Annotated in this window: 17 protein-coding genes; 6 read left to right on the top strand and 11 right to left on the bottom strand. The window is 66.3% G+C overall.

From position 1 onward, the window contains the following. Positions 1-8 precede the first annotated feature (8 nt). From BLR19_RS06845 to BLR19_RS06830, 4 genes are read right to left on the bottom strand one after another with little or no spacing between them, the layout of a single operon-like run. Entirely contained in the window at positions 9-362 is a 354-nt protein-coding gene (locus BLR19_RS06845) for a DUF1428 domain-containing protein (RefSeq protein WP_091748704.1), read from the bottom strand. Positions 363-384: 22 nt separating this feature from the next. After that, the gene (locus BLR19_RS06840) at positions 385-867 is read right to left on the bottom strand and encodes a VOC family protein (protein WP_066552499.1); all 483 of its coding nucleotides are present in this window, start codon (positions 865-867) and stop codon (positions 385-387) included. Then, positions 864-1,325, bottom strand: a complete 462-nt coding sequence (locus tag BLR19_RS06835; RefSeq protein WP_091748701.1) for an SRPBCC family protein — start codon at positions 1,323-1,325, stop codon at positions 864-866. The genes BLR19_RS06840 and BLR19_RS06835 overlap by 4 nt, the downstream gene beginning before the upstream one ends. Beyond that, positions 1,325-1,768 carry a VOC family protein gene (locus tag BLR19_RS06830; RefSeq protein ID WP_055752855.1) on the bottom strand — a complete coding sequence of 148 codons (444 nt, stop codon included), beginning with the start codon at positions 1,766-1,768 and terminating at the stop codon, positions 1,325-1,327. Before BLR19_RS06830 ends, BLR19_RS06835 begins: the two co-directional genes overlap by 1 nt. 58 nt (positions 1,769-1,826) lie before the next feature. Between BLR19_RS06830 and BLR19_RS06825 the strand changes: the two genes are divergently transcribed. Then, positions 1,827-2,510, top strand: a complete 684-nt coding sequence (locus tag BLR19_RS06825) for a winged helix-turn-helix transcriptional regulator (protein WP_091748698.1) — start codon at positions 1,827-1,829, stop codon at positions 2,508-2,510. 4 nt (positions 2,511-2,514) lie between these two features. Here BLR19_RS06825 and BLR19_RS06820 read toward each other — a convergent pair whose 3' ends face one another. Continuing rightward, positions 2,515-2,739, bottom strand: a complete 225-nt coding sequence (locus BLR19_RS06820; RefSeq protein ID WP_091748695.1) for a flagellar basal body rod C-terminal domain-containing protein — start codon at positions 2,737-2,739, stop codon at positions 2,515-2,517. Positions 2,740-2,945: 206 nt separating this feature from the next. Here BLR19_RS06820 and BLR19_RS06815 point away from each other — a divergent pair, with 206 nt between their 5' ends. From BLR19_RS06815 to BLR19_RS06805, 3 genes are all read left to right on the top strand, one after another. Continuing rightward, positions 2,946-4,844, top strand: a complete 1,899-nt coding sequence (locus BLR19_RS06815) for a DEAD/DEAH box helicase (RefSeq protein WP_091748692.1) — start codon at positions 2,946-2,948, stop codon at positions 4,842-4,844. A gap of 47 nt (positions 4,845-4,891) precedes the next feature. Beyond that, positions 4,892-5,215 (top strand): Mpo1-like protein, encoded by a 324-nt coding sequence (locus BLR19_RS06810; RefSeq protein WP_091748689.1) that lies wholly within the window; start codon positions 4,892-4,894, stop codon positions 5,213-5,215. A gap of 83 nt (positions 5,216-5,298) precedes the next feature. Next, entirely contained in the window at positions 5,299-6,189 is an 891-nt protein-coding gene (locus BLR19_RS06805) for a hypothetical protein (RefSeq protein ID WP_091748682.1), read from the top strand. Between the two features lie 74 nt (positions 6,190-6,263). On the opposite strand, the gene BLR19_RS06800 is transcribed toward BLR19_RS06805, so the two are convergent. The 6 genes from BLR19_RS06800 to BLR19_RS06775 form a co-directional block, all read right to left on the bottom strand. Next, entirely contained in the window at positions 6,264-6,821 is a 558-nt protein-coding gene (locus BLR19_RS06800; protein ID WP_091748678.1) for a 3D domain-containing protein, read from the bottom strand. Between the two features lie 186 nt (positions 6,822-7,007). After that, complete coding sequence (locus tag BLR19_RS06795) at positions 7,008-7,676, bottom strand: hypothetical protein (RefSeq protein WP_091748675.1); 669 nt, start codon at positions 7,674-7,676, stop codon at positions 7,008-7,010. Positions 7,677-7,737: 61 nt separating this feature from the next. Further along, entirely contained in the window at positions 7,738-8,781 is a 1,044-nt protein-coding gene (dusA, locus tag BLR19_RS06790; RefSeq protein WP_091748672.1) for a tRNA dihydrouridine(20/20a) synthase DusA, read from the bottom strand. 140 nt (positions 8,782-8,921) lie between these two features. Beyond that, positions 8,922-12,086: an efflux RND transporter permease subunit gene (locus tag BLR19_RS06785; protein WP_091748669.1), complete on the bottom strand. Its 3,165-nt coding sequence runs from the start codon at positions 12,084-12,086 to the stop codon at positions 8,922-8,924. A gap of 2 nt (positions 12,087-12,088) precedes the next feature. Then, a complete protein-coding gene (locus BLR19_RS06780; protein WP_255366479.1) occupies positions 12,089-13,240 on the bottom strand; it encodes an efflux RND transporter periplasmic adaptor subunit in 1,152 nt (383 codons plus the stop codon). 105 nt (positions 13,241-13,345) lie between these two features. Continuing rightward, positions 13,346-13,687 (bottom strand): hypothetical protein, encoded by a 342-nt coding sequence (locus tag BLR19_RS06775; RefSeq protein WP_091748666.1) that lies wholly within the window; start codon positions 13,685-13,687, stop codon positions 13,346-13,348. Positions 13,688-14,071: 384 nt separating this feature from the next. Between BLR19_RS06775 and BLR19_RS06770 the strand changes: the two genes are divergently transcribed. Together BLR19_RS06770 and BLR19_RS06765 are read left to right on the top strand one after the other, a co-directional pair. Further along, the gene (locus BLR19_RS06770) at positions 14,072-16,939 is read left to right on the top strand and encodes a DUF3857 domain-containing protein (RefSeq protein WP_176758282.1); all 2,868 of its coding nucleotides are present in this window, start codon (positions 14,072-14,074) and stop codon (positions 16,937-16,939) included. Positions 16,940-17,200: 261 nt separating this feature from the next. Continuing rightward, positions 17,201-17,992, top strand: coding sequence for a DUF7847 domain-containing protein (locus BLR19_RS06765; RefSeq protein ID WP_143007342.1), 792 nt, complete (start codon positions 17,201-17,203; stop codon positions 17,990-17,992). The last annotated feature ends 5 nt before the right edge of the window (positions 17,993-17,997 follow it).

The raw sequence follows: 17,997 nt of genomic DNA, 5'->3' as shown, positions 1-17,997 counted from the left end.
CGCCAGGCTCAGGCCTTGCCTTCGAAGGCGACGCTGAACCCGCCCCACATCATGCGCTTGCCGTCGAAGGGCATGTCCATGTTCGCAAAGTCGGGGTCGTCCTGCATCTTGCCGAAACAGGCGTCGGCGGTGGCGCGGTCGGGCCAGGTCACCCAGGAGAAGACGACGACCTCGCCCTCTTGCAGCTTCACCGCCATCGGAAAGCTGGTCAGGGCGCCGTCCGGCACGTCTTCGCCCCAGGTCTCGACCTGGGACAGGGCGCCGTATTTCTGAAACAGGGGCCAGGAGGCCTCGGCGGACTTGACGTAGCGCGCCTTGTCCTCGGTTTTCACGGGGGTCAGGAAGCCGGTCACATAGGTCATCGGTCGTCTCCTCTTTCTGGATTCAAACATCGGCGACGGCGCGGTCCAGCGCCGCGATGTCGATCTTGATCATGCCCATCATGGCCTGCATGGCGGCCTTGGCGCGCGCGGGGTTCGGATCGGTGGTCAGTTCCATCAGGCGACGAGGCGTGATCTGCCACGACAGACCCCAGCGGTCCTTCAACCAGCCGCAGGCGTTCTCGCTGCCGCCGTCGGCGAGCAGGGCGTCCCACAGCCGGTCCGTCTCGGTCTGATCCTCGGTCATCACCATGAAGGAGACGGCTTCGGTGAAGCGGAAGGTCGGTCCGCCGTTCAGCGCCAGATACTCGCGACCCGCCAGCACGAACTGCACCGTCAGGACCGTGCCTTCAGCGCCGGAGGGCGTATCGACCGGCGAGCGGTTGACGGCGGTGATGCGGCTGTCGGGCAGGAGGCTGACATAAAAGGCGGTCGCAGCCTCGGCTTCGCCGTCGAACCACAGGCAGGGAATGATCTTGTCGCTCATGCCGCATCTCCCTGCGCCAACGCCGCCAGTTGATCGGCGACGGCGCCCCAGCCCTGTTCGAAGCCCATGGCCTTGTGGGTTTCGGCGGCTTTTTCGTCCCAATGCCGAGCGGTGGCGGTGTAGCGGGTTCCGCCGGCCTCGGGCTCGAAGGTGTCGATCCGCACGAAGTTCATGTCGCCGGCCTGCGGAACCCAGCCCTCTGTAAAGGCGCCGGTCGAGACCAGTTTGCGGCCCTGCACCACCTCCAGAAATACGCCGGAATAGGGGTGGCGTTCGCCCTCCGGTGAGGCCAGTTCGACATTGGCCCGCCCGCCGACGCGCAGGTCCCAATCCACGACCGGCGTGGTCCACGGGCGAGGGCAGAACCACTCGCCGGTACGCTCGGTGTAGATCTTCCACACCGTTTCCGGCGAGGCCTCGATCAGACGGCTGATGCTCAGCTCGCGACTGTCAGCCATCACGACACCATGGCGTTGGCGGCGAAGGCTTCGGGACCGGCGGCGACGGCGGCCGGGTCCATCCACATCGGCTCCCAGATATGGCCGTCCGGATCGGCATAGCCGCGCCCATACATGAAGCCGTGATCCTGAATCGGGTTTGGATCCATAAGGCCGCCCGCTGCACCCGCGCGTTCGACCACCGAGTCCACGGCCTCTCGGCTGTCGAAAGAAATGCACAACGACATCTGCGCCGAGGCATGGGCGTCGGGGATCGCCCGGTCGGTGAAGGTGCGCCACTTGTCGTGGGTCAGCAGCATGACGTGGATCACGTCCGACACGACCATACAGGCGGCCGTGTCGTCGCTGAACATCGGGTTCTTGGTCGCGCCGACAGCCTCATAGAAGGCGATCGATCGGGGCAGGTCGGCGACCGGCAGGTTGATGAAAATCAGCTGGGCCACGGCGTTTCCTCTCCTTGTTATTTGCGAAACCTGACTCCGATGATTACGATAGTCAACTATGAAGTCAGAAAAGATAACCTATAGGGCTGGTCGTCGATATCACGACGCCTGTGGCACCGCGCACGGACTGGACCTGATCGGCGAACGCTGGGCCCTGCTGGTGATCCGCGAACTGATGATGGGCCCGCGCCGGTTCGGCGATCTGCGAAAGGATCTGCACGGCATTTCCGCGAACGTGCTGACCCAGCGGCTGGAGGGGCTGGAGGCTTCGGGCATCGTGACCCGCCGCAAACTGCCGCCGCCCGCGTCGGTGCAGGTTTATGAACTGACGCCGTGGGGATACGAGATCAAGCCGGTCTTCATGGTGCTGGGCGGCTGGGCGGCGCGCTCGCCTCGCCACGACCCGACCCTGCCGATCAGCGCGGTGTCGATCATGCAGTCGTTCGAGACCATGTTCGATCCGGCCCTGGCCGGGGACGCGGCGATGACCGTCGGCTTCGTCTTCGGCGACGAGCCTTTCGTCGTTCAGATCGAAAAGGGAACGATCACGACCCGCCGCGGCGCCACGGACGCCGCCGACGTCGTCCTGACGACCCAACCGCCGCTGGTCGCGGCCTGTGTCTACGGCAAGGTTCTGCCCGCCGCCTTCGAGGCCGACGGCTTGATGACCCTGACCGGCGACCGGGCCGTGTTTGACCGCTTTGCGGGCTTCTTCAACCTGCCGGAGAAGGCGCCGGTCTGAAGCTTCAGGCCAGCATGTCCAGCAGCGTGCCGGTCATGTCGTCGGCGGTGCGCAGAACGGCGGCGTTGGCGCTGAAGGCGGTCTTGGCCTCGATCCGCTCCACGGTTTCCTCGGCGAGATTGTCCAGCGGCGCGGCGGCGGTGCGGCGCGCGCTGCTGTCGAACCGGTTCTGCGCGGTCGTCATTCCGGCGGCGGCGATGGCCAAACTCGAAAGGGATTGGGCTTGCATGGCGAAGCTCCGGACGCGGTGGGTTCGATCGCCAGACTGCGTCTTTCAGGTCAACGTCGCCTGAAGGAACAGGGTGAACGGCGTTTTCCGCCCCGCTTGCGCCCTTATTGATGTATACAGCGCCATCATTCGCCCGGCCTGAGGTCTGACCTCGGCCGGGCGCGGTCGTTTCGGCGACCGCCCTTGTCCGTTGTCCCAGGTTTCCTATGCCCTTTCCCGCCGTCCATCCCGCGCTCGACCGCGCCCTGATCAACAAGGGCTATGCCGAACCCACTCCGGTTCAGGCCGCCGTCCTGGAGGCGGAGCATGCGGATCGCGACCTGCTGGTCTCGGCCCAGACGGGCTCGGGCAAGACCGTGGCCTTTGGTCTGGCCGCTGCGCCGACCCTGCTCGGCGACAAGCCGATCTTCGGCCCCGGCGGCGCGCCCCTGTGTCTGGCCATCGCGCCCACGCGGGAACTGGCCATGCAGGTCGCGGCCGAGCTGCAATGGCTGTACGCCGACGCCGGCGCCAAGATCGCCACCTGCGTCGGCGGCATGGATGCGCGCCGTGAAGCCCGCGCGCTCGGCTTCGGCGTCCACATCGTCGTCGGCACGCCCGGCCGTCTGAAGGACCATATAGACCGAGGCAACCTGGACCTGTCCGAGCTGAAGGTCGCCGTCCTCGATGAGGCCGACGAGATGCTGGACATGGGCTTCCGCGAGGACCTGGAGCACATCCTGGACCAGGCGCCGGCCGAACGCCGCACCCTGCTGTTCTCGGCCACCATCGCGCGCGACATCGCCACCCTGGCCAAGCGCTATCAAAAGGACGCGGTTCGCATCGACGCGACCGACAAGACGCGCCAGCACGCCGACATCGAGTACCGCGCTTATCGCATCGCGCCCAACGAGATCGAGCACGCGGTGGTCAACACCCTGCGCTGGTTCGAGGCGCCGCGCGCCATGGTCTTCTGCTCGACCCGCGACAGCGTGCGTCACCTGCAATCGTCGCTGCTGGAGCGCGGCTTCTCTTCCGTCAGCCTGTCGGGCGAAATGGGTCAGCGCGAGCGCACCGACGCGCTCCAGTCGCTGCGTGACGGCCGCGCCCGCGTCTGCGTCGCCACCGACGTCGCCGCGCGCGGTCTGGACCTGCCGGACCTGGGTCTGGTCATCCACGCCGAACTGCCGATGAACCGCGCCGGCCTGCTGCACCGTTCGGGCCGCACGGGCCGGGCGGGCAAGAAGGGCATCTCGGTCATGCTGGTCCCCCATTCGCGCCGTCGCAAGGCCGAGCGGCTGATGGACGAGGCCGGCGTCGACGCTGTCTGGACCGGCGCCCCGACCTTTGACGAAATCCGCAAGGCCGACGAGGACCGTCTGCTGTCGCCGTCGCACTTCGAGGCCGAGGTCTCCGACGAGGACATGGTCGTCGCCAAGCGGATGATCGCCGAGCGTACGCCTGACGAGATCGCCGCCGCCCTGGTGCGTCTGCTGCGCAAGGAACAGCCGGCGCCGGAAGAACTGTCCGATCCCGGTTCGGATCGCGGTCCGGCCAAGCGCGATCGCATGGTCCGCAACGATGACGGCACGGCGGCCCAACCCTGGCCGGGCGAGCGTCTGGGCGCCGACGACGTGGTCTGGTTCCGCCTGGACGTGGGCCGCAACAAGAACGCCGACCCCAAATGGCTGATCCCGCTGATCTGCCGCATCGGCGGCATTTCCAAGCCTCAGATCGGCGCCATCCGCACCTTCCCCGAAGAGACGCGCTTCGAGGTGGCCAAGACCCACGAGAAAGCTTTCCGCGAAGCCGTCGCCGCTTCCAAGGACGAGGTGAAGATCACGCCGTCGGAAGCCCCGACGCCCGGCTCGATGAAGGCCAGCCGCTTCGCCGGCAAGCCGCGCGAGGATGGCGACCGTCCCTTCAAGAAGACACCCTACAAGCGCGCCGACGGCGGCGAGGGCGACGCCCGCCCGCCGTTCAAGAAGAAGCCCTGGGCGCCGAAGAACGACGGCGGCGCCAATCCGCGCTCGAACGCCTCGGGCGACAAGCCCTATGTCAAGAAGCCCTTCAAGGCCAAGCCGGGCTTCAAGAAGGACGTCTTCAAGGGCAAGCCCAAGGGCTGATCTTGCGGGCACTTGCCTGATCGTGGGCGGAGGCGCACCCTCCGCCCATGAGCACGCCGTCCGCACCTGAGGGCCGTTACGCCTCGTTCGAGGCCTTCTATCCCTATTACATCCACGAGCATTCCAACCGGACGTGCCGGCGCATCCACGTTGTCGGCACCTTTCTTGTGATCTCGGCCTTCATCGCCTTCGTGGCGACGCGGAACGCCTGGTGGCTGCTGGCCATGCCGCTGCTGGGCTACGGCTTTGCCTGGGTCGGGCATTTCTTCTTCGAAAAGAACCGGCCCGCGACGTTTAAATATCCGCTGTGGAGCCTGATGGGCGACTTTCGCCTATTCTTCGAGACGGTGACGGGCAAGCGCCGCTTCTGAGACCGCATTTCAAGCTGCACGGTTCGGCGAAACGGATTAACCTCCGCCTGCGGCATGGCGCCGCTGCTGCTGGAGGGAGCAACATGAAATCCATCGCCGTCATCGCCGCTGCGTCCGTGCTGCTCGCCCCTGGCGTCAGCCTGGCGCAGAAAAGCGGGGCCAAGCCCGACTTCACCCTGGACCCCAACTACGGTTCGGTGCGGCTGGAAACCGGCTTCACGCCCGATCCCTGGACCAAGTCCATCCTCGCGGGCGGTTCGATCGCCGCCTCGGCCGCGCAGTCGGGCTGCGAGGGCAAGGTCAGCGCCGCGCCCGACCTGCAACTGAACTTCGAAGCCGGCGATCTGGACCTGACCATCAAGGCGGTCGCCAGCGAGGACACGACGCTGCTGGTCAACAGCCCCGGCGGCCGCTGGTACTGCGACGACGACAGCGGCGGCGACCTGGACCCGATGGTGACCATCTCCAATCCCGAGAGCGGTCGCTACGACATCTGGCTGGGCACCTATAACGACAACATGGTCCAGTCGACGCTGCAGATCAGCGAACTGGGCGGCACGGACACGACGGCGGGCGCGGCGCCCAATATCGATCTTGAGCCCAACTACGGCACGGCCAATCTGCGCGGCGGCTTCACGCCCGACCCCTGGACCAAGTCGATCCTGGCCGGCGGCTCATCGCCCGCCTCGGCCGCCAAGGCGGGCTGCGAAGGTTCGGTCAGTTCGGCCCCCGACATCCAGATCTTCTTCGAGCCCGGTGACGCCGATCTGACGTTCCGCGTTCGCGCTGACGAGGACACGACCCTGCTGATCAATACGCCCAACGGCCGCTTCTACTGCGACGACGACGGCGCGGGCGGCGTCGATCCGAAGGTGACGATCACCAACCCGCAGAGCGGCCGCTACGACATCTGGGTCGGCACGTATAACGGCTCGATGGTCCAGTCGACGCTGGAAGTGTCCGAGTTGGACTGATCGGCGCAAGGCTGCAGACACGAAAACGCCGGCTGACCTTCGCGGTCAGCCGGCGTTTTTCATGATCGGCCGGATCAGTTGGAAGCGGTGGTCCAGGCCGGGGGGCAACCGTCGAAATCGCCGGCGTCCACGATGGTCAGGGTGCGCATGTTCAGGCGCTGCGCCTGGTTCATCGAGCCGCGACCGGTGCCGGTATAGAGGTCAATCTTCTGGCCCTTGATCGCGCCGCCGGTGTCGGAGGCGTACCAGTAGCCGTCGTGGATCGAACCGTCGGCCAAGCGCATGCCGACCGTTTCGCGGATGAACAGCTTGGTGCGGCGCGGGATCACGCGGGGATCGACCGCGACGGTGCGCATGGCGATCGGACGGCAACCCAGCGAATCGTTGCCCGTCGCGCCGCCGCCGCCTGCGTGATACAGGCGCGCCGACGCGCGCCAGTCCGGATCGGAGGCCATCAGCTCGGCCTGTTCGGCGTTCAGGGCGGTCTCGACTTCATCGGAACCGACGATGGCGGCAGGGGTTTCAGTCCTGACTTGATCCGCCGCTACGACGTCATTGTAGGGGACAGGCCCGCCCGTCACAGACGATACGGCAGCCCAAAGCATGGCGATAGCAGCGGAAGCGCCGATCATGAGTTTCGCTCAGGAGACACCGGCTCCCAACGCCGCCGGCGCTGGCCTTGTCGCGTTAACCTGTGGCGAGAAAGTGGCGAAACGCGCCTTGGCGCTGTCTGTTACGATTTGTTTCTAAGTTAATGCCTTGTTTTCCATAACCTATTTATCCCCAACCTTCGCGCTCGGCAACGACGCCCTTAGGCGTCAGAACTTGAAGTTCAAGCCTGCCTGAATCACCGGCAGGACCTTGTAATCATCGGCCTCGGCCTGGATTTCACGCTCTTCCTGATCCAGACGCGCACGGAAGGTGGGATCGTTCGACAAGGTCCCGCCGCGGGCGTCCAGATTTACTTGCGGCGCATCGCCAAAGGCCGCGCCGGCCAGAAGGCGGAAGCCCAGCCTGCCGCCGCGCGTGAAGGTGTTGTCATAGCCCAAGCCGACGAACGGCGCGGTGCTCTCCAGGTCGATGCGGCCGGTCAATGTCCCGACCTGGGCCGGTGTGAAGGTCGCGCCGCCGACATTGACGTTTCCGGTGGGCGTCGCATCCAGATCGACCTTGCGATCGCCGAAATAGGCCCCGCCCGAGATCAGAAAGCCGTTGCGGAACGGGTGCAGATCGACAAAGGCGCCCGGCGACTTGAAGTCGATCTTGGCGTCGTAATCGATGCCCTTGTAGGTCTGGTCCCGATCCCATTTCAGCACGTCATAGCCGCCGCGCAGCACCACGACCGGGTTCAGCGCAAACTGGGCCTGCAGGCCCGCGCCCGGCGTGCCGACCTGGGCGCCGACGGCGAACCGGCCGTCAGCCTGCGCCAGGGCCGATGTGGCGGGCAGGGCGGCCGCGATGACGGCGGCGATCAGCGGGGTCTTCATGGCGTGCAGGTCCGAAACGGCAGGGTTCTCTTAACCTTGCCGGCCAGCTCTGAAGATTGGGTTACGCCGCCCAGTCGCCGGGCGCCGTGTCGCGCCTCGCCTCGGCATCGCGCACAGCCTCCGCCGCGCGGTCCAGCACCTCCAGCCCGGCGCCGGGCTTGATCGCCTCGACCGTCAGAATGCGACGGAACGCCCGCGCGCCCGGCCGGCCGTGCATCAGGCCCAGCATATGCCTCGCCATCGCAGGCAGGGCGACGCCTTCGTCCAGACGCGCGGCCATATAGGGCCGATAGCGCTCCAGCGCGGCGAAGGCGTCGGTGTCCTCGACCGGCTCGCCATACAGGCGACGATCCGCCTGACCCAGAATGGCCGGCTCGTGATACGCGGCGCGACCCAGCATGACCCCGTCCAGCTTGACGCCGTCGATCTCGGCCAGATGCGCCTCGGCCGCGTCCATTGAGGCGATGCCCCCATTGATCGAGATGTTCAGATGCGGCCGCTCGCGCTTCAGCCGGCGCACCAGATCATAGTCCAGCGGCGGCACGTCGCGGTTCTCCTTGGGTGACAACCCCTTCAACCAGGCCTTGCGCGCATGGACGACGAAGACCTCGATCCCGACGGCGGCGCAGGCGTCCGCCGTGGCGAACAGGCTGACGGCCGGGTCCTGATCATCCACGCCGATGCGGCATTTGACGGTGGCGGGCACGCTGACGGCCCCCTTGATCGCCGCCATACAGTCGGCCACCAACTCCGGCTCGCGCATCAGGCAGGCCCCGAACCGACCCGACTGCACCCGGTCCGACGGGCAGCCGACGTTCAGATTGATCTCGTCATAGCCGAAGGCCTCGCCGACCTTGGCGGCCTCGGCCAACTGCACCGGATCCGACCCGCCCAGTTGCAAGGCCACTGGATGCTCCAGCCCGTCGAAGCCCAGCAGCCGCTGGCGATCCCCATGCAACACCGCCGGCGCCGTCACCATCTCGGTGTAAAGCAGCGCCCTGCGCGTCAACGCCCTGTGGAACGCCCGGCAATGCCGATCGGTCCAGTCCATCATCGGGGCGATGGAGAGCGTGCGCGCTTGATTTATCGATCTGGTGGAAGGCATCAAACAGTGACGGGTGACATGGGCGCTCGATCAGGGAGAGGCGCTATATAGGCGAGACCTTCCTCAAACGCGATAATGCGCAGCCTGCGTGAGCTTTGGTGGCTATCGGCGTCACGCAGGCCTTGCTCAATCGGGGCGGATCAGTCGGGAACCGCATCCGCTTTGCGCCATGCCGCGAGCACCGGCAGGACGATCAGGGTGAGGACTGTCGCGGTGGTCAGGCCGCCGATGACGACTGTGGCCAGGGGTTTTTGCACCTCGGCGCCGGCGCCTGAGGCGAACGCCATGGGCACGAAGCCGAGGACGGCGACCAAGGCCGTGGTCAGGACGGCGCGCAGGCGGCTGACGGCGCCGTAGAGCGCCGCCTTGGCCGGCGGGTCGCCCTCGGTCAGGCGTTGGCGGATGGCCTGCATCAGCACCAGGCCGTTCAGCGTCGCCACGCCCGAGACGGCGATGAAGCCGACGGCCGCGCTGATCGACAGCGGCATCCCGCGCAGCGCCAGCGCCAAGGCGCCGCCCACCAGGGCCAAGGGCACGCCCGCGAACACCAGGGCCGCGTCCTTCCATGATCGCAAGGCCATCACCAGCAGCAGGCCGATGGTCAGGAAGACGATCGGCACGATCAGCGCCAGACGGGCCGACGCGCGTTGCAGGTTCTCGAACTGACCACCCCAGTCGATCCAGCCGGATGGGGGCGGCTGGACCTGTTCGGCGACCTTGGCTTGCACTTCCGCGACGAAGCCGCCCAGGTCGCGTCCGCGGACATTGGCCTGGACGATCATGCGGCGCTTGCCGTCGGCGCGGCTGATCTGGTTCGGTCCTTCGCCGACGTCGAAGCGAGCGACGGAGGACAGGGGCACGGTCGGCGCCCCGGACTGGGCGTTCTCGGGCATGACCGGCAACTGCTCCATAACGGCTGGATCGGCGCGCAGGGCGTCGTCCAGCCGCACGACCACATCGAAGCGTCGGTCGCCCTCGTTGACCTGACCGGCCGAGCGACCGGCGAAGGCGATGGCCAGGGCGTCCGCAGCGTCGGAGGCATGGATCCCTTGCGCCGCCGCCACCGTGCGATCCACGCTGGCGGTGATGGTCGGCTGGCCCGAAACCTGCTCGACCCGTACGTCCGCCGCGCCCTCGATGCCGTTCAGGACGCCCGCGACCTGCTGGGCCGTGCGCTCCATGGCGGCGAAATCATCGCCATAGACCATGACCGCCACGTCCGAACGCACACCCGCGATCAGTTCGTTGAACCGCATCTCGATGGGCTGGGTGAACTCGTAACTGTTGCCCAGCAGGGTGGAGAGCCGCGTCTCCATATCCGCCACCAGATCGACTTTCGGCAGTCGCGGATCGGGCCAGTCTTTGCGATCTTTCAGGATAACGAAGGTGTCCGAGATCGATGGCGGCATGGGGTCAGATGCGACTTCTGCTGTGCCGGTGCGGGTGAAGACCCGATCGACCTGGGGCATGGCCTTCAGCGCGCGCTCGACCTGAAACTGCATCGCCTGGCTCTGTTCCAGCGAGGTCGAGGGCACGCGCAGCGCCTGGACCAGCACATCGCCCTCATCCAGTTGCGGCACGAACTCGCGCCCCAATGTCAGGAAGGCGAGGACGCCGGCCAGCAAGGCGACACCCGCGCCGGCCAGGACGCGCCGTGGTCGGGCGATGGCGTGTGCGAGAAGCGGCTGGTAATGCGCCTTGGCCGCGCGGGTCAGCCGCGTCTCCTCATGATCCGCCCTGGGCTCGCGCACCAACAGGGCGGCCATGGCGGGCACGAAGGTGAAGCTGAGGATGAAGGCGGCGGCGAGCGCCAGCATGACGGTGGCGGCCATCGGGCCGAACATCTTGCCCTCGACCCCCTCGAACATCAGCAAGGGTGCATAGACCAGCAGGATAATCGCCTGGCCGAAGGCCGCCGGCCGGGCCATTTCGCGCGCTGAGGCGGCGGCGACCGACAGCCGTTCGGCGGTCTTCAGAGGCCGACCCGTCTCCGTCCGCTTCAGGCTCAGGCGGCGCAGGGTGTTCTCGATCACCACCACGGCGCCGTCGACGATCAGGCCGAAATCCAGCGCGCCCAGGCTGAGCAGATTGGCGCTGATCCCGAAACGGTTCATCGCCGAGGCGGCGAACAGGAAGCTCAGCGGAATCACCAGGGCGGTGATGATCGCCGCCCGAACGTTGCCCAGGGCGAAGAACAGCACGGCGACGACCAGCAGGGCGCCGAGCAACAGATTGTGCTCCACCGTGCGGATGGTCGCCTCGACCAGTTCGGTACGGTCCAGTTCGGGCTTGAGGACCACGCCGGGCGGCAGGCTGGGCGCGATGGCCTTCAGCCGTTCGCCGACGCGGTGCGCCACCTCTCGCGAGTTCTCCCCCTGAAGCATCAGGGCCGTGCCGACCACCGTCTCGCGGCCGTCGGCGCTGGCGGATCCTAAACGAGGCGCGCGGCCGATCTCGACCGTGGCCACGTCGGACACTCGGATCACCTGGCCGCCCCGGTTCAGGATCGGCGTCTGGGCGAGGTCGTTCAGGCTCTTCAGCCGAGCGTCGGCGCGTACGATATAGGCCTCGCCTGCACGATTGACGTATCCGGCGCCGGCGATGCGGTTGGCGTGCTCCAACGCCTCGACCAGTTGCACCAGGCCGACGCCATAGGCGGCCAGTCGGCTGGGGTCGGGGTGGACCGCATATTCCTTCACATAGCCGCCCAGCACATCGACGCCGGCGACGCCGGGCACGGTCTTCAGCTGGGGCGCGACCAGCCAGTCCTGAACCGTGCGCAGATAGGTGGCCTTTTCCTGGTCGGTGACGAGGCGTTCGCCCTCGGGCGTGACATAGACCGCGCCGGTCCGCGCCGCAGGGCCGGTCAGTTTCAGCGTCCAGATGTAGACTTCGCCCAGGCCGGTCACGACCGGACCCATCGAGGGAGAAAGCCCCTCTGGCAAATCCTCACGCGCGGCCTGCAGTCGTTCGTTGACCAGATTGCGGGCGAAATAGATGTCGGTCGCGTCAGTGAAGACGGCGGTGATCTGCGAGAAGCCATGGCGCGACAGGGAGCGGGTCTCGGTCAGGCCCGGCAGCCCCGCCAGCGCCGTCTCTAGCGGGAAGGTGACCTGGCGTTCGACCTCTTCGGGTCCCAGCGCCGGCGCCACCGTCGTGATCTGCACCTGGCGATTGGTGATGTCGGGCACGGCGTCGATGGGCAGATGCAGCAGTTCGCGCCCACCCAGCACGGCCAGGACGACGGCTAGTCCCACGACCAGCCAGCGGAAACGCACGGAGGCGTCGATGATCCGGTTCAGCATGATCAATGTTCGTGCTCGGCTTCGCCCTTGGCCAGTTCGGCCTTGAGCAGGAAGGCGCCGACGCCGGCGATGCGCTCTGTCCAGGTCAGGCCGGACACGATCTCGATCCGACCGTCCGAGGTTCGTCCGGTCACCACCGGGCGCGCACGGAACCCGCCGTTCTCCTGAACGAAGACGGACGGCGCGCCCTTTATGGTCTGCACCGCGTCAATCGGCACGACAGTTGTTCCTGAGCCGACGCCGGCCGAAACGCGGGCCGAGACGACCGATCCCGCCGGGGGCGTCTCGCCAGCAGGACGGGCGCGAACTACGACGACCCCGTTGGCATTGGCCGGGGCGATGGCGACGACGACGCCGGACATGACGCGGGATCCGGCGACCGTGCTTTCCAGCCTGTCGCCGACCTTCAGAATCGCAGCGGCGGCGGGCGGCGCCTCGAACACCAGTTCGACACGGCCGGGATCGGCGACGGCGGCGACCTGCAAGGCCTCTTCGTGCAACACCTGACCCGGTGACGCGCTCAAACGCGTGACGACGCCCGCGATGGCGCTGCGCACCACCGTCAGCCCGTCCGCTCCGGGCGCGCCGAATGCGCTGACACGAGCGCGGGCGGCGCGGTGTTGCGCCTCCGCACGACGGGTCTCGGCGGCGGTGACGTCCAGACGCGCCTGTGACACCCAGCCCTGTTCGAACAGGGTGCGATCGCGCCGTTCGGCGGCGCGCGCGGCCTGAACCGTCGCGCCCGCCGCGTCGGCGTCCGCCCTTGAGGCGGCCCCGTCCGGACTGCGCACAGTGATCAGCGGTGAACCGGCCGCCACGCGATCGCCCAGGCCGACGTGGACGCGCACCACGGCGCCGCCCAACGGCGCATCCACGGCGGCCTCGGCGCCGGGCGCAAAGGCGACGCGGCCCGGCAGCTTCAGTTCGGCGCCGCCGCCGCGCTGTACGGCGACGACCGACACCCCGGCTCGCGCAGCCTCCTGAGGCGTTAGGGCGACGAAGGCTGCTTCGCTGGGTTCTTCTTCGGCGTGGCCTGCCTCGGCGTGTTCGGCCTCGGTTGGCGGTCGGTCTAGAATGCGCGCGGCGCCGAAGCCCGCGCCTAATGCGATGACGACGGCGGCGCCGGTCATCATCCAGTATGTCTTCGAAATCATGATCGATCCTCGCCCGGCGCACGGCCGGGCCCAGAGTTCGGGACGCGCGACGTCTCCGGCGCGCGCAGGGCTCAGGAAGGGCCGGACGCCAGGTCCAGCCGAGGATCAGGCTCTTGGCGGGCGCTCGGGACCGTCAGGCCGCCCGAGCGGGTAAGCGACGCTGTCGCTCCACGCCTGAGGCTGGCCGAAGACCGCGATGAAACGCGGCGTCGCCAGGTCGCTGGACATGGCGGAATGCGGCGCATGACAGCAGCCGTTGGCGCACGCCGGGCCGCAGTCAGGACATTGACCATCAGCGCCGCCGACCGTCTCGACCACCTGGACGCCGCCTGAAGCTTCTGCCGCGCAGGCATGGCTTTCAAACGCAGGCATGGCGAAGGCGACCGTCAGCAGCAGAGCGCTGACGAAGCCAATTCGACGCACCATTTCCCGCAGCGCTTTGGTCATCCGCGGCCTTCCTAACACCCTCGTCCAGAAAAGTCCTCGCTGCAAAAAAACGGGCTCCTCGCCCTCGCGCCACACGCCGTGCGTGTTCGGACTTGCGAACATCAGGCTGTTCTTTCGCCTCGCCCGTCTGCTAGTCAGCCATGGTGACATCCGTCGGGGGAGGGATTTGCGTTGCTCAGAGAGATGATTTTTCTGGCCGTGTCGGCCTGGCTGGTCGCAACTTCGGCGTTTGCGGGCGAGACAATTTTGCGCCAGCCCGCGCCGGACTGGCTTCCTGACGTCGCCCCCCATCAGTCCAATCGACCGGATAATCCGTCCCAGCCTCTTCGCTACGAGGTTGTTGAAAATCACGTGCGAGCCTTCGGCGACCATTCGCATGCCTACATGCACATGCGTTTGAAGGTGCTGTCGCCGCTGGGACTACAGCAGGCGTCGCGACTCAGCCTGCAATGGAATCCCGCCCTGCAGACGCCCATCGTTCACCACGTCCACATTATCCGCGACGGTCAGACCATCGACGTGCTGGACAAGTCCGACTTCACGGTCCTGCGGCGGGAAGCCGGCCTGGAACAGTCCCAACAGATCACAGGCATTCTGACAGGCGTTCTGATCAATCCCGACATCCGGGTAGGCGATACGATCGACTTCGCCTACTCGACAGAGACCCGGTTTGACGTGTTTGAGAACCCGCTTGAAGCGGCCGGATATGCCCGCTCCGCGCTGCCGCTCGATCTCGGCGTGACGACGGTCAGCTGGCCGTCGACCATGGCTGTGCAGACCCGCGCCGGACGACATGCCGATCTCCCACCAATCGGCCAGCAAGGCGACTTCAAGGTGCTGACGTACCGCGTCACCGACGCGGAGGGTGAGGCATACCCCAGCACGCTCGCCCCTCGCGCCCTGCCAGATTACGGGTGGCAGCTCAGCAGCCTGCCGCAATGGAGCGCGGTCACCGATCATGTCCGCCCAGCTTTTGATCAGGCGGCCCAACTGCCCGCCGACGCCGATCTGGCTGCTCGCGTCGCGCGCATCCGGTCAGAAAACGCCACTCCGGAGGCGCGGGCGTTGGCGGCGTTGCGGCTGGTTCAGGATGAAGTCCGCTACATGGCGCTGACCTTGGGCGAGGGAGGCTGGTTGCCGGCTTCGGCAAGTGAAGTGTGGGCCGGCCGCCAAGGAGACTGCAAAGGCAAGACCGTCCTGCTGGTGGCGCTGCTACGCGCGCTCGACATCGACGCGGTTCCGGCCTTGGTGTCTTCCAATAATCTGCCGCTCGACAAGTATCTGCCCATGGTCAGCGTGTTCGATCATGTGATCGTCAAGGCGCGCATCGGCGGTCAGACCTATCTCTTGGATGGCGCGCGCATCGGCGATCGCAGCCTGACGCCGGATGTGCCGCTGGTGCACGAGTTCATCCTGCCAATCACCGAGCGCGCGCGGCTGGAGCGAATACCCCTCGCTCTTCCGACCCGTCCGATCAGCGCCATGGCGCTCGAGATCGACTTCTCCGACGGCATCTACAGTCCCGTGCGCATCACCATCACCGACATCGACCGCGGCAATAGCGCCGCCCAAATGCAGGCTCTCGTCGCACAGGCTCCGGCCGCCGAAGTCACACGCCTGTTCGATGAGCGATGGAAAGCGCTCCTCGAAGGAAACGGCGAACTGTCCGATGTCAAGAGCCAATGGGCGTACCGCGAAGACACGCACGAGTTCGTCGCCACCGCCACGGCCCGCATGGCCTTTGATTGGACGGGGACGCCGATCAACATCCCTCTGGCCCACGTCTCTTGGCAGGGGTTCGATCCGAATACCGATCCCCGATACAAGGACGCTGATTACGTCAAGGACTTCCCTCAGTTCAGTTCGTTCCGCACCACGGTCATCCTGCCCGAAGGACAGAACGACGTGGACTTCTCGGTCCAGCCCTATGAGGTCGAGGCGGGCGCAACCCGCTATTTCCGCACGGTCAAACGTGATGGAAGCCGGCTGGAAACCGATCGCGGCTCCATCACCTTGCGCCCCTATGCGACCGCAGCGGAAGTCGGAACCGAACAATCCGAAATGGACCGGTTCAAGGATCTGAAGGCCACGATGCGTTTGCGGTCAGGCTACGTTCTGACGGCCGCAGATCGTCAGACCCTGACGACGACCTCCGACAACGATCCCGAGGCCGCACTTCGCCGTGGCTATGCGCTTAATGATCAAGGCGATCATCTTGGCGCCATCGCGCAGTTCGACGCCGCCATCGCAAAGTTTCCGACGCCGCACGCCAATGCCTTGGCCAATCGCGCCTTGGCCTATCTGGCTCTCAATGACCTTGAGAAGGCGCGCGCCGACATTGCGGCGGCCGAGGCTGTCGATGCGGACGACGCGATCCTGTTCCACGCGAAGGGTCGCCTCGCCGAGATCGAGCAGGATGATCTTGAAGCCGTGCTGGCCTTCACGGGCGCGATTCGGTCGTGGCCGGAGGATGTGCACGCCTTCTATCGCCGATCCGCCGCCTATGAACGGATGGGCCAGTCCGCCCGCGCTCTGGCTGATCTGGAGCGGGTAGTGACGCTCCAACCGCAAGACGAGACGGCCATAACAGCGCTGGCGACGCAACTGCTCCGCATGGGACAGGCTGATGCGGCGAACGACCAAGCGAAAAAGCTGGCGCAAGTGCTCGGACATCCCGACGCCCAGACCCAGATATTCATCGTCATGGCTCAGTCGCTGGCGTCCAAGCTGAAGACGTCGGACCCGGCGAAGGCGGAGGCTGTCCTGACCGCGGCCCTTGTCGTCGAGAGCGATTTCCCCGCCCTGCTGATCGATCGCGCGAGCATCCGCGACAAGCTCAACGATACGCGAGGGGCTACAGCCGACCGCGCACGATTTAAGGAATTGACCAGGTTCTCGCTGGATGACGCCGACGAGGCGTGTCTGTCTCCTCGGCTGCTCAGGATGAGTCGGGATGTCGCTCTGGACATGTGCGATAAGGCGATAACGGACAACGCTGACGACGTCGCCCTGCATATGCGACGCGGGTTTTTGCTTCAGATCATGAACCGTAAGCCCGACGCCGTCGCCGCCTACCGTCGGGCGACGGAGATCGAGCCGTCCAACCCAAGAGCTAAGTATCGCCTGGGCAAACTTCTCCGTGAGATCGGGGAGGCCGAGGAGGGCCAGGCCATGATGGCGGAGGCGCTTCGTGCGGATGCGACCGTCGCGGATGAGGACGAGCCCATGCTTGAGGTTCGGCGCGCGGGCTGAGCCGATCAACGGTTCAAGGAATGCGCTGGCGAGGCTGCGGTGCAGCTTCTAAAACCGTGCGACGCATCAGCAGGGGAGGCAGGTTTGCGGGGTGAGGTTCAAACGTTCGACGAGGCGACCGGATTCGGTTTGATCCTCGGCGACGACGGCGAGCGCTATTCGTTCACGAAGGAGGACGTTCAGCCGCCTTCAGTTCTCGAGCGCAGTCAGCGAGTCGATTTCATCGCCGAGACCGACGGACGCGCACAGCAGATCATCGCCATGCGGCCACCGAGGGTGACCCCCGCGATCACTGGCGGCGCAGGCAGCGGGGTGTTTGACCTTGGTCGTGTGATCCAGCGGACCTTCGGCGCGATCAAGCAGAACGCCGCCGTCTTCTTCGGCGCGGCGGCGCTTCTGGTCGGCGCGCCCAGCATTCTGTCGGCCTTTGGCCAAAGCGCGATGTTGAACGAAGATTTCGGACCGGGCGTCTTGATGATGATGGTAGGCGTGGTGTTGAACTTCGTCGGCCTGTATCTTTTGCAGGGCATGGTGGTGAAGGCGGCCGTGAACGGCTTCAACGGCAAAACGACCGCGTTTGGCGACGCCTTCAACGTCGGGGTTCAGAAATTCCTGCCGCTGTTGGGCCTGGCGATCGTCGCCTCCATCGGGATGATGCTGGGCTTTCTGTTGTTGATCGTGCCGGGCATCATCTTGTCGGTCATGTGGTCGGTCGGCGCTCCGTGCGTGGTGGTCGAAAAGCGCGGCGTCTTCGCCAGTCTGCAGCGCAGCCGAGAGCTGACCAAGGGTTATCGCTGGCAAGTGTTCGGCCTCCTGGTGATCTATGTGATCCTGTCGTGGATCATCGGCGCGGCCATCGGCGGTCTCAGTCTGGCGACCGGGGGAACTCTTACCGGCGGCACGCCCAACCTGGCCGTCAATCTGATCACCGAGCCCGTCGTCAACATCTTGTCCGGGGTCGTCGCATCGGCCGGCGTGGCGGCGCTTTATCACGAGTTGCGCTCAGCTAAGGAAGGCGTCGGCTCTGAGGAACTGGCCTCGATCTTCGATTGATCGCG

This window comes from Brevundimonas sp. 374, assembly GCF_900102995.1.
In the GTDB taxonomy this organism is placed as follows: domain Bacteria; phylum Pseudomonadota; class Alphaproteobacteria; order Caulobacterales; family Caulobacteraceae; genus Brevundimonas; species Brevundimonas vesicularis_C.
This window is presented reverse-complemented; position numbering and strand designations above follow the sequence as displayed.

Excerpts from the sequence above, each read along its gene's own strand:
- BLR19_RS06845 (WP_091748704.1), bottom strand. The coding sequence starts at position 362 with ATGACCTATGTGACCGGCTTCCTGACCCCCGTGAAAACCGAGGACAAG.
- BLR19_RS06840 (WP_066552499.1), bottom strand. The coding sequence starts at position 867 with ATGAGCGACAAGATCATTCCCTGCCTGTGGTTCGACGGCGAAGCCGAG.
- BLR19_RS06835 (WP_091748701.1), bottom strand. The coding sequence starts at position 1,325 with ATGGCTGACAGTCGCGAGCTGAGCATCAGCCGTCTGATCGAGGCCTCG.
- BLR19_RS06825 (WP_091748698.1), top strand. The coding sequence starts at position 1,827 with ATGAAGTCAGAAAAGATAACCTATAGGGCTGGTCGTCGATATCACGAC.
- BLR19_RS06820 (WP_091748695.1), bottom strand. The coding sequence starts at position 2,739 with ATGCAAGCCCAATCCCTTTCGAGTTTGGCCATCGCCGCCGCCGGAATG.
- BLR19_RS06815 (WP_091748692.1), top strand. The coding sequence starts at position 2,946 with ATGCCCTTTCCCGCCGTCCATCCCGCGCTCGACCGCGCCCTGATCAAC.
- BLR19_RS06810 (WP_091748689.1), top strand. The coding sequence starts at position 4,892 with ATGAGCACGCCGTCCGCACCTGAGGGCCGTTACGCCTCGTTCGAGGCC.
- BLR19_RS06805 (WP_091748682.1), top strand. The coding sequence starts at position 5,299 with ATGAAATCCATCGCCGTCATCGCCGCTGCGTCCGTGCTGCTCGCCCCT.
- BLR19_RS06800 (WP_091748678.1), bottom strand. The coding sequence starts at position 6,821 with ATGATCGGCGCTTCCGCTGCTATCGCCATGCTTTGGGCTGCCGTATCG.
- BLR19_RS06795 (WP_091748675.1), bottom strand. The coding sequence starts at position 7,676 with ATGAAGACCCCGCTGATCGCCGCCGTCATCGCGGCCGCCCTGCCCGCC.
- dusA (WP_091748672.1), bottom strand. The coding sequence starts at position 8,781 with ATGCCTTCCACCAGATCGATAAATCAAGCGCGCACGCTCTCCATCGCC.
- BLR19_RS06785 (WP_091748669.1), bottom strand. The coding sequence starts at position 12,086 with ATGCTGAACCGGATCATCGACGCCTCCGTGCGTTTCCGCTGGCTGGTC.
- BLR19_RS06780 (WP_255366479.1), bottom strand. The coding sequence starts at position 13,240 with ATGATTTCGAAGACATACTGGATGATGACCGGCGCCGCCGTCGTCATC.
- BLR19_RS06775 (WP_091748666.1), bottom strand. The coding sequence starts at position 13,687 with ATGACCAAAGCGCTGCGGGAAATGGTGCGTCGAATTGGCTTCGTCAGC.
- BLR19_RS06770 (WP_176758282.1), top strand. The coding sequence starts at position 14,072 with ATGCACATGCGTTTGAAGGTGCTGTCGCCGCTGGGACTACAGCAGGCG.
- BLR19_RS06765 (WP_143007342.1), top strand. The coding sequence starts at position 17,201 with ATGCGGCCACCGAGGGTGACCCCCGCGATCACTGGCGGCGCAGGCAGC.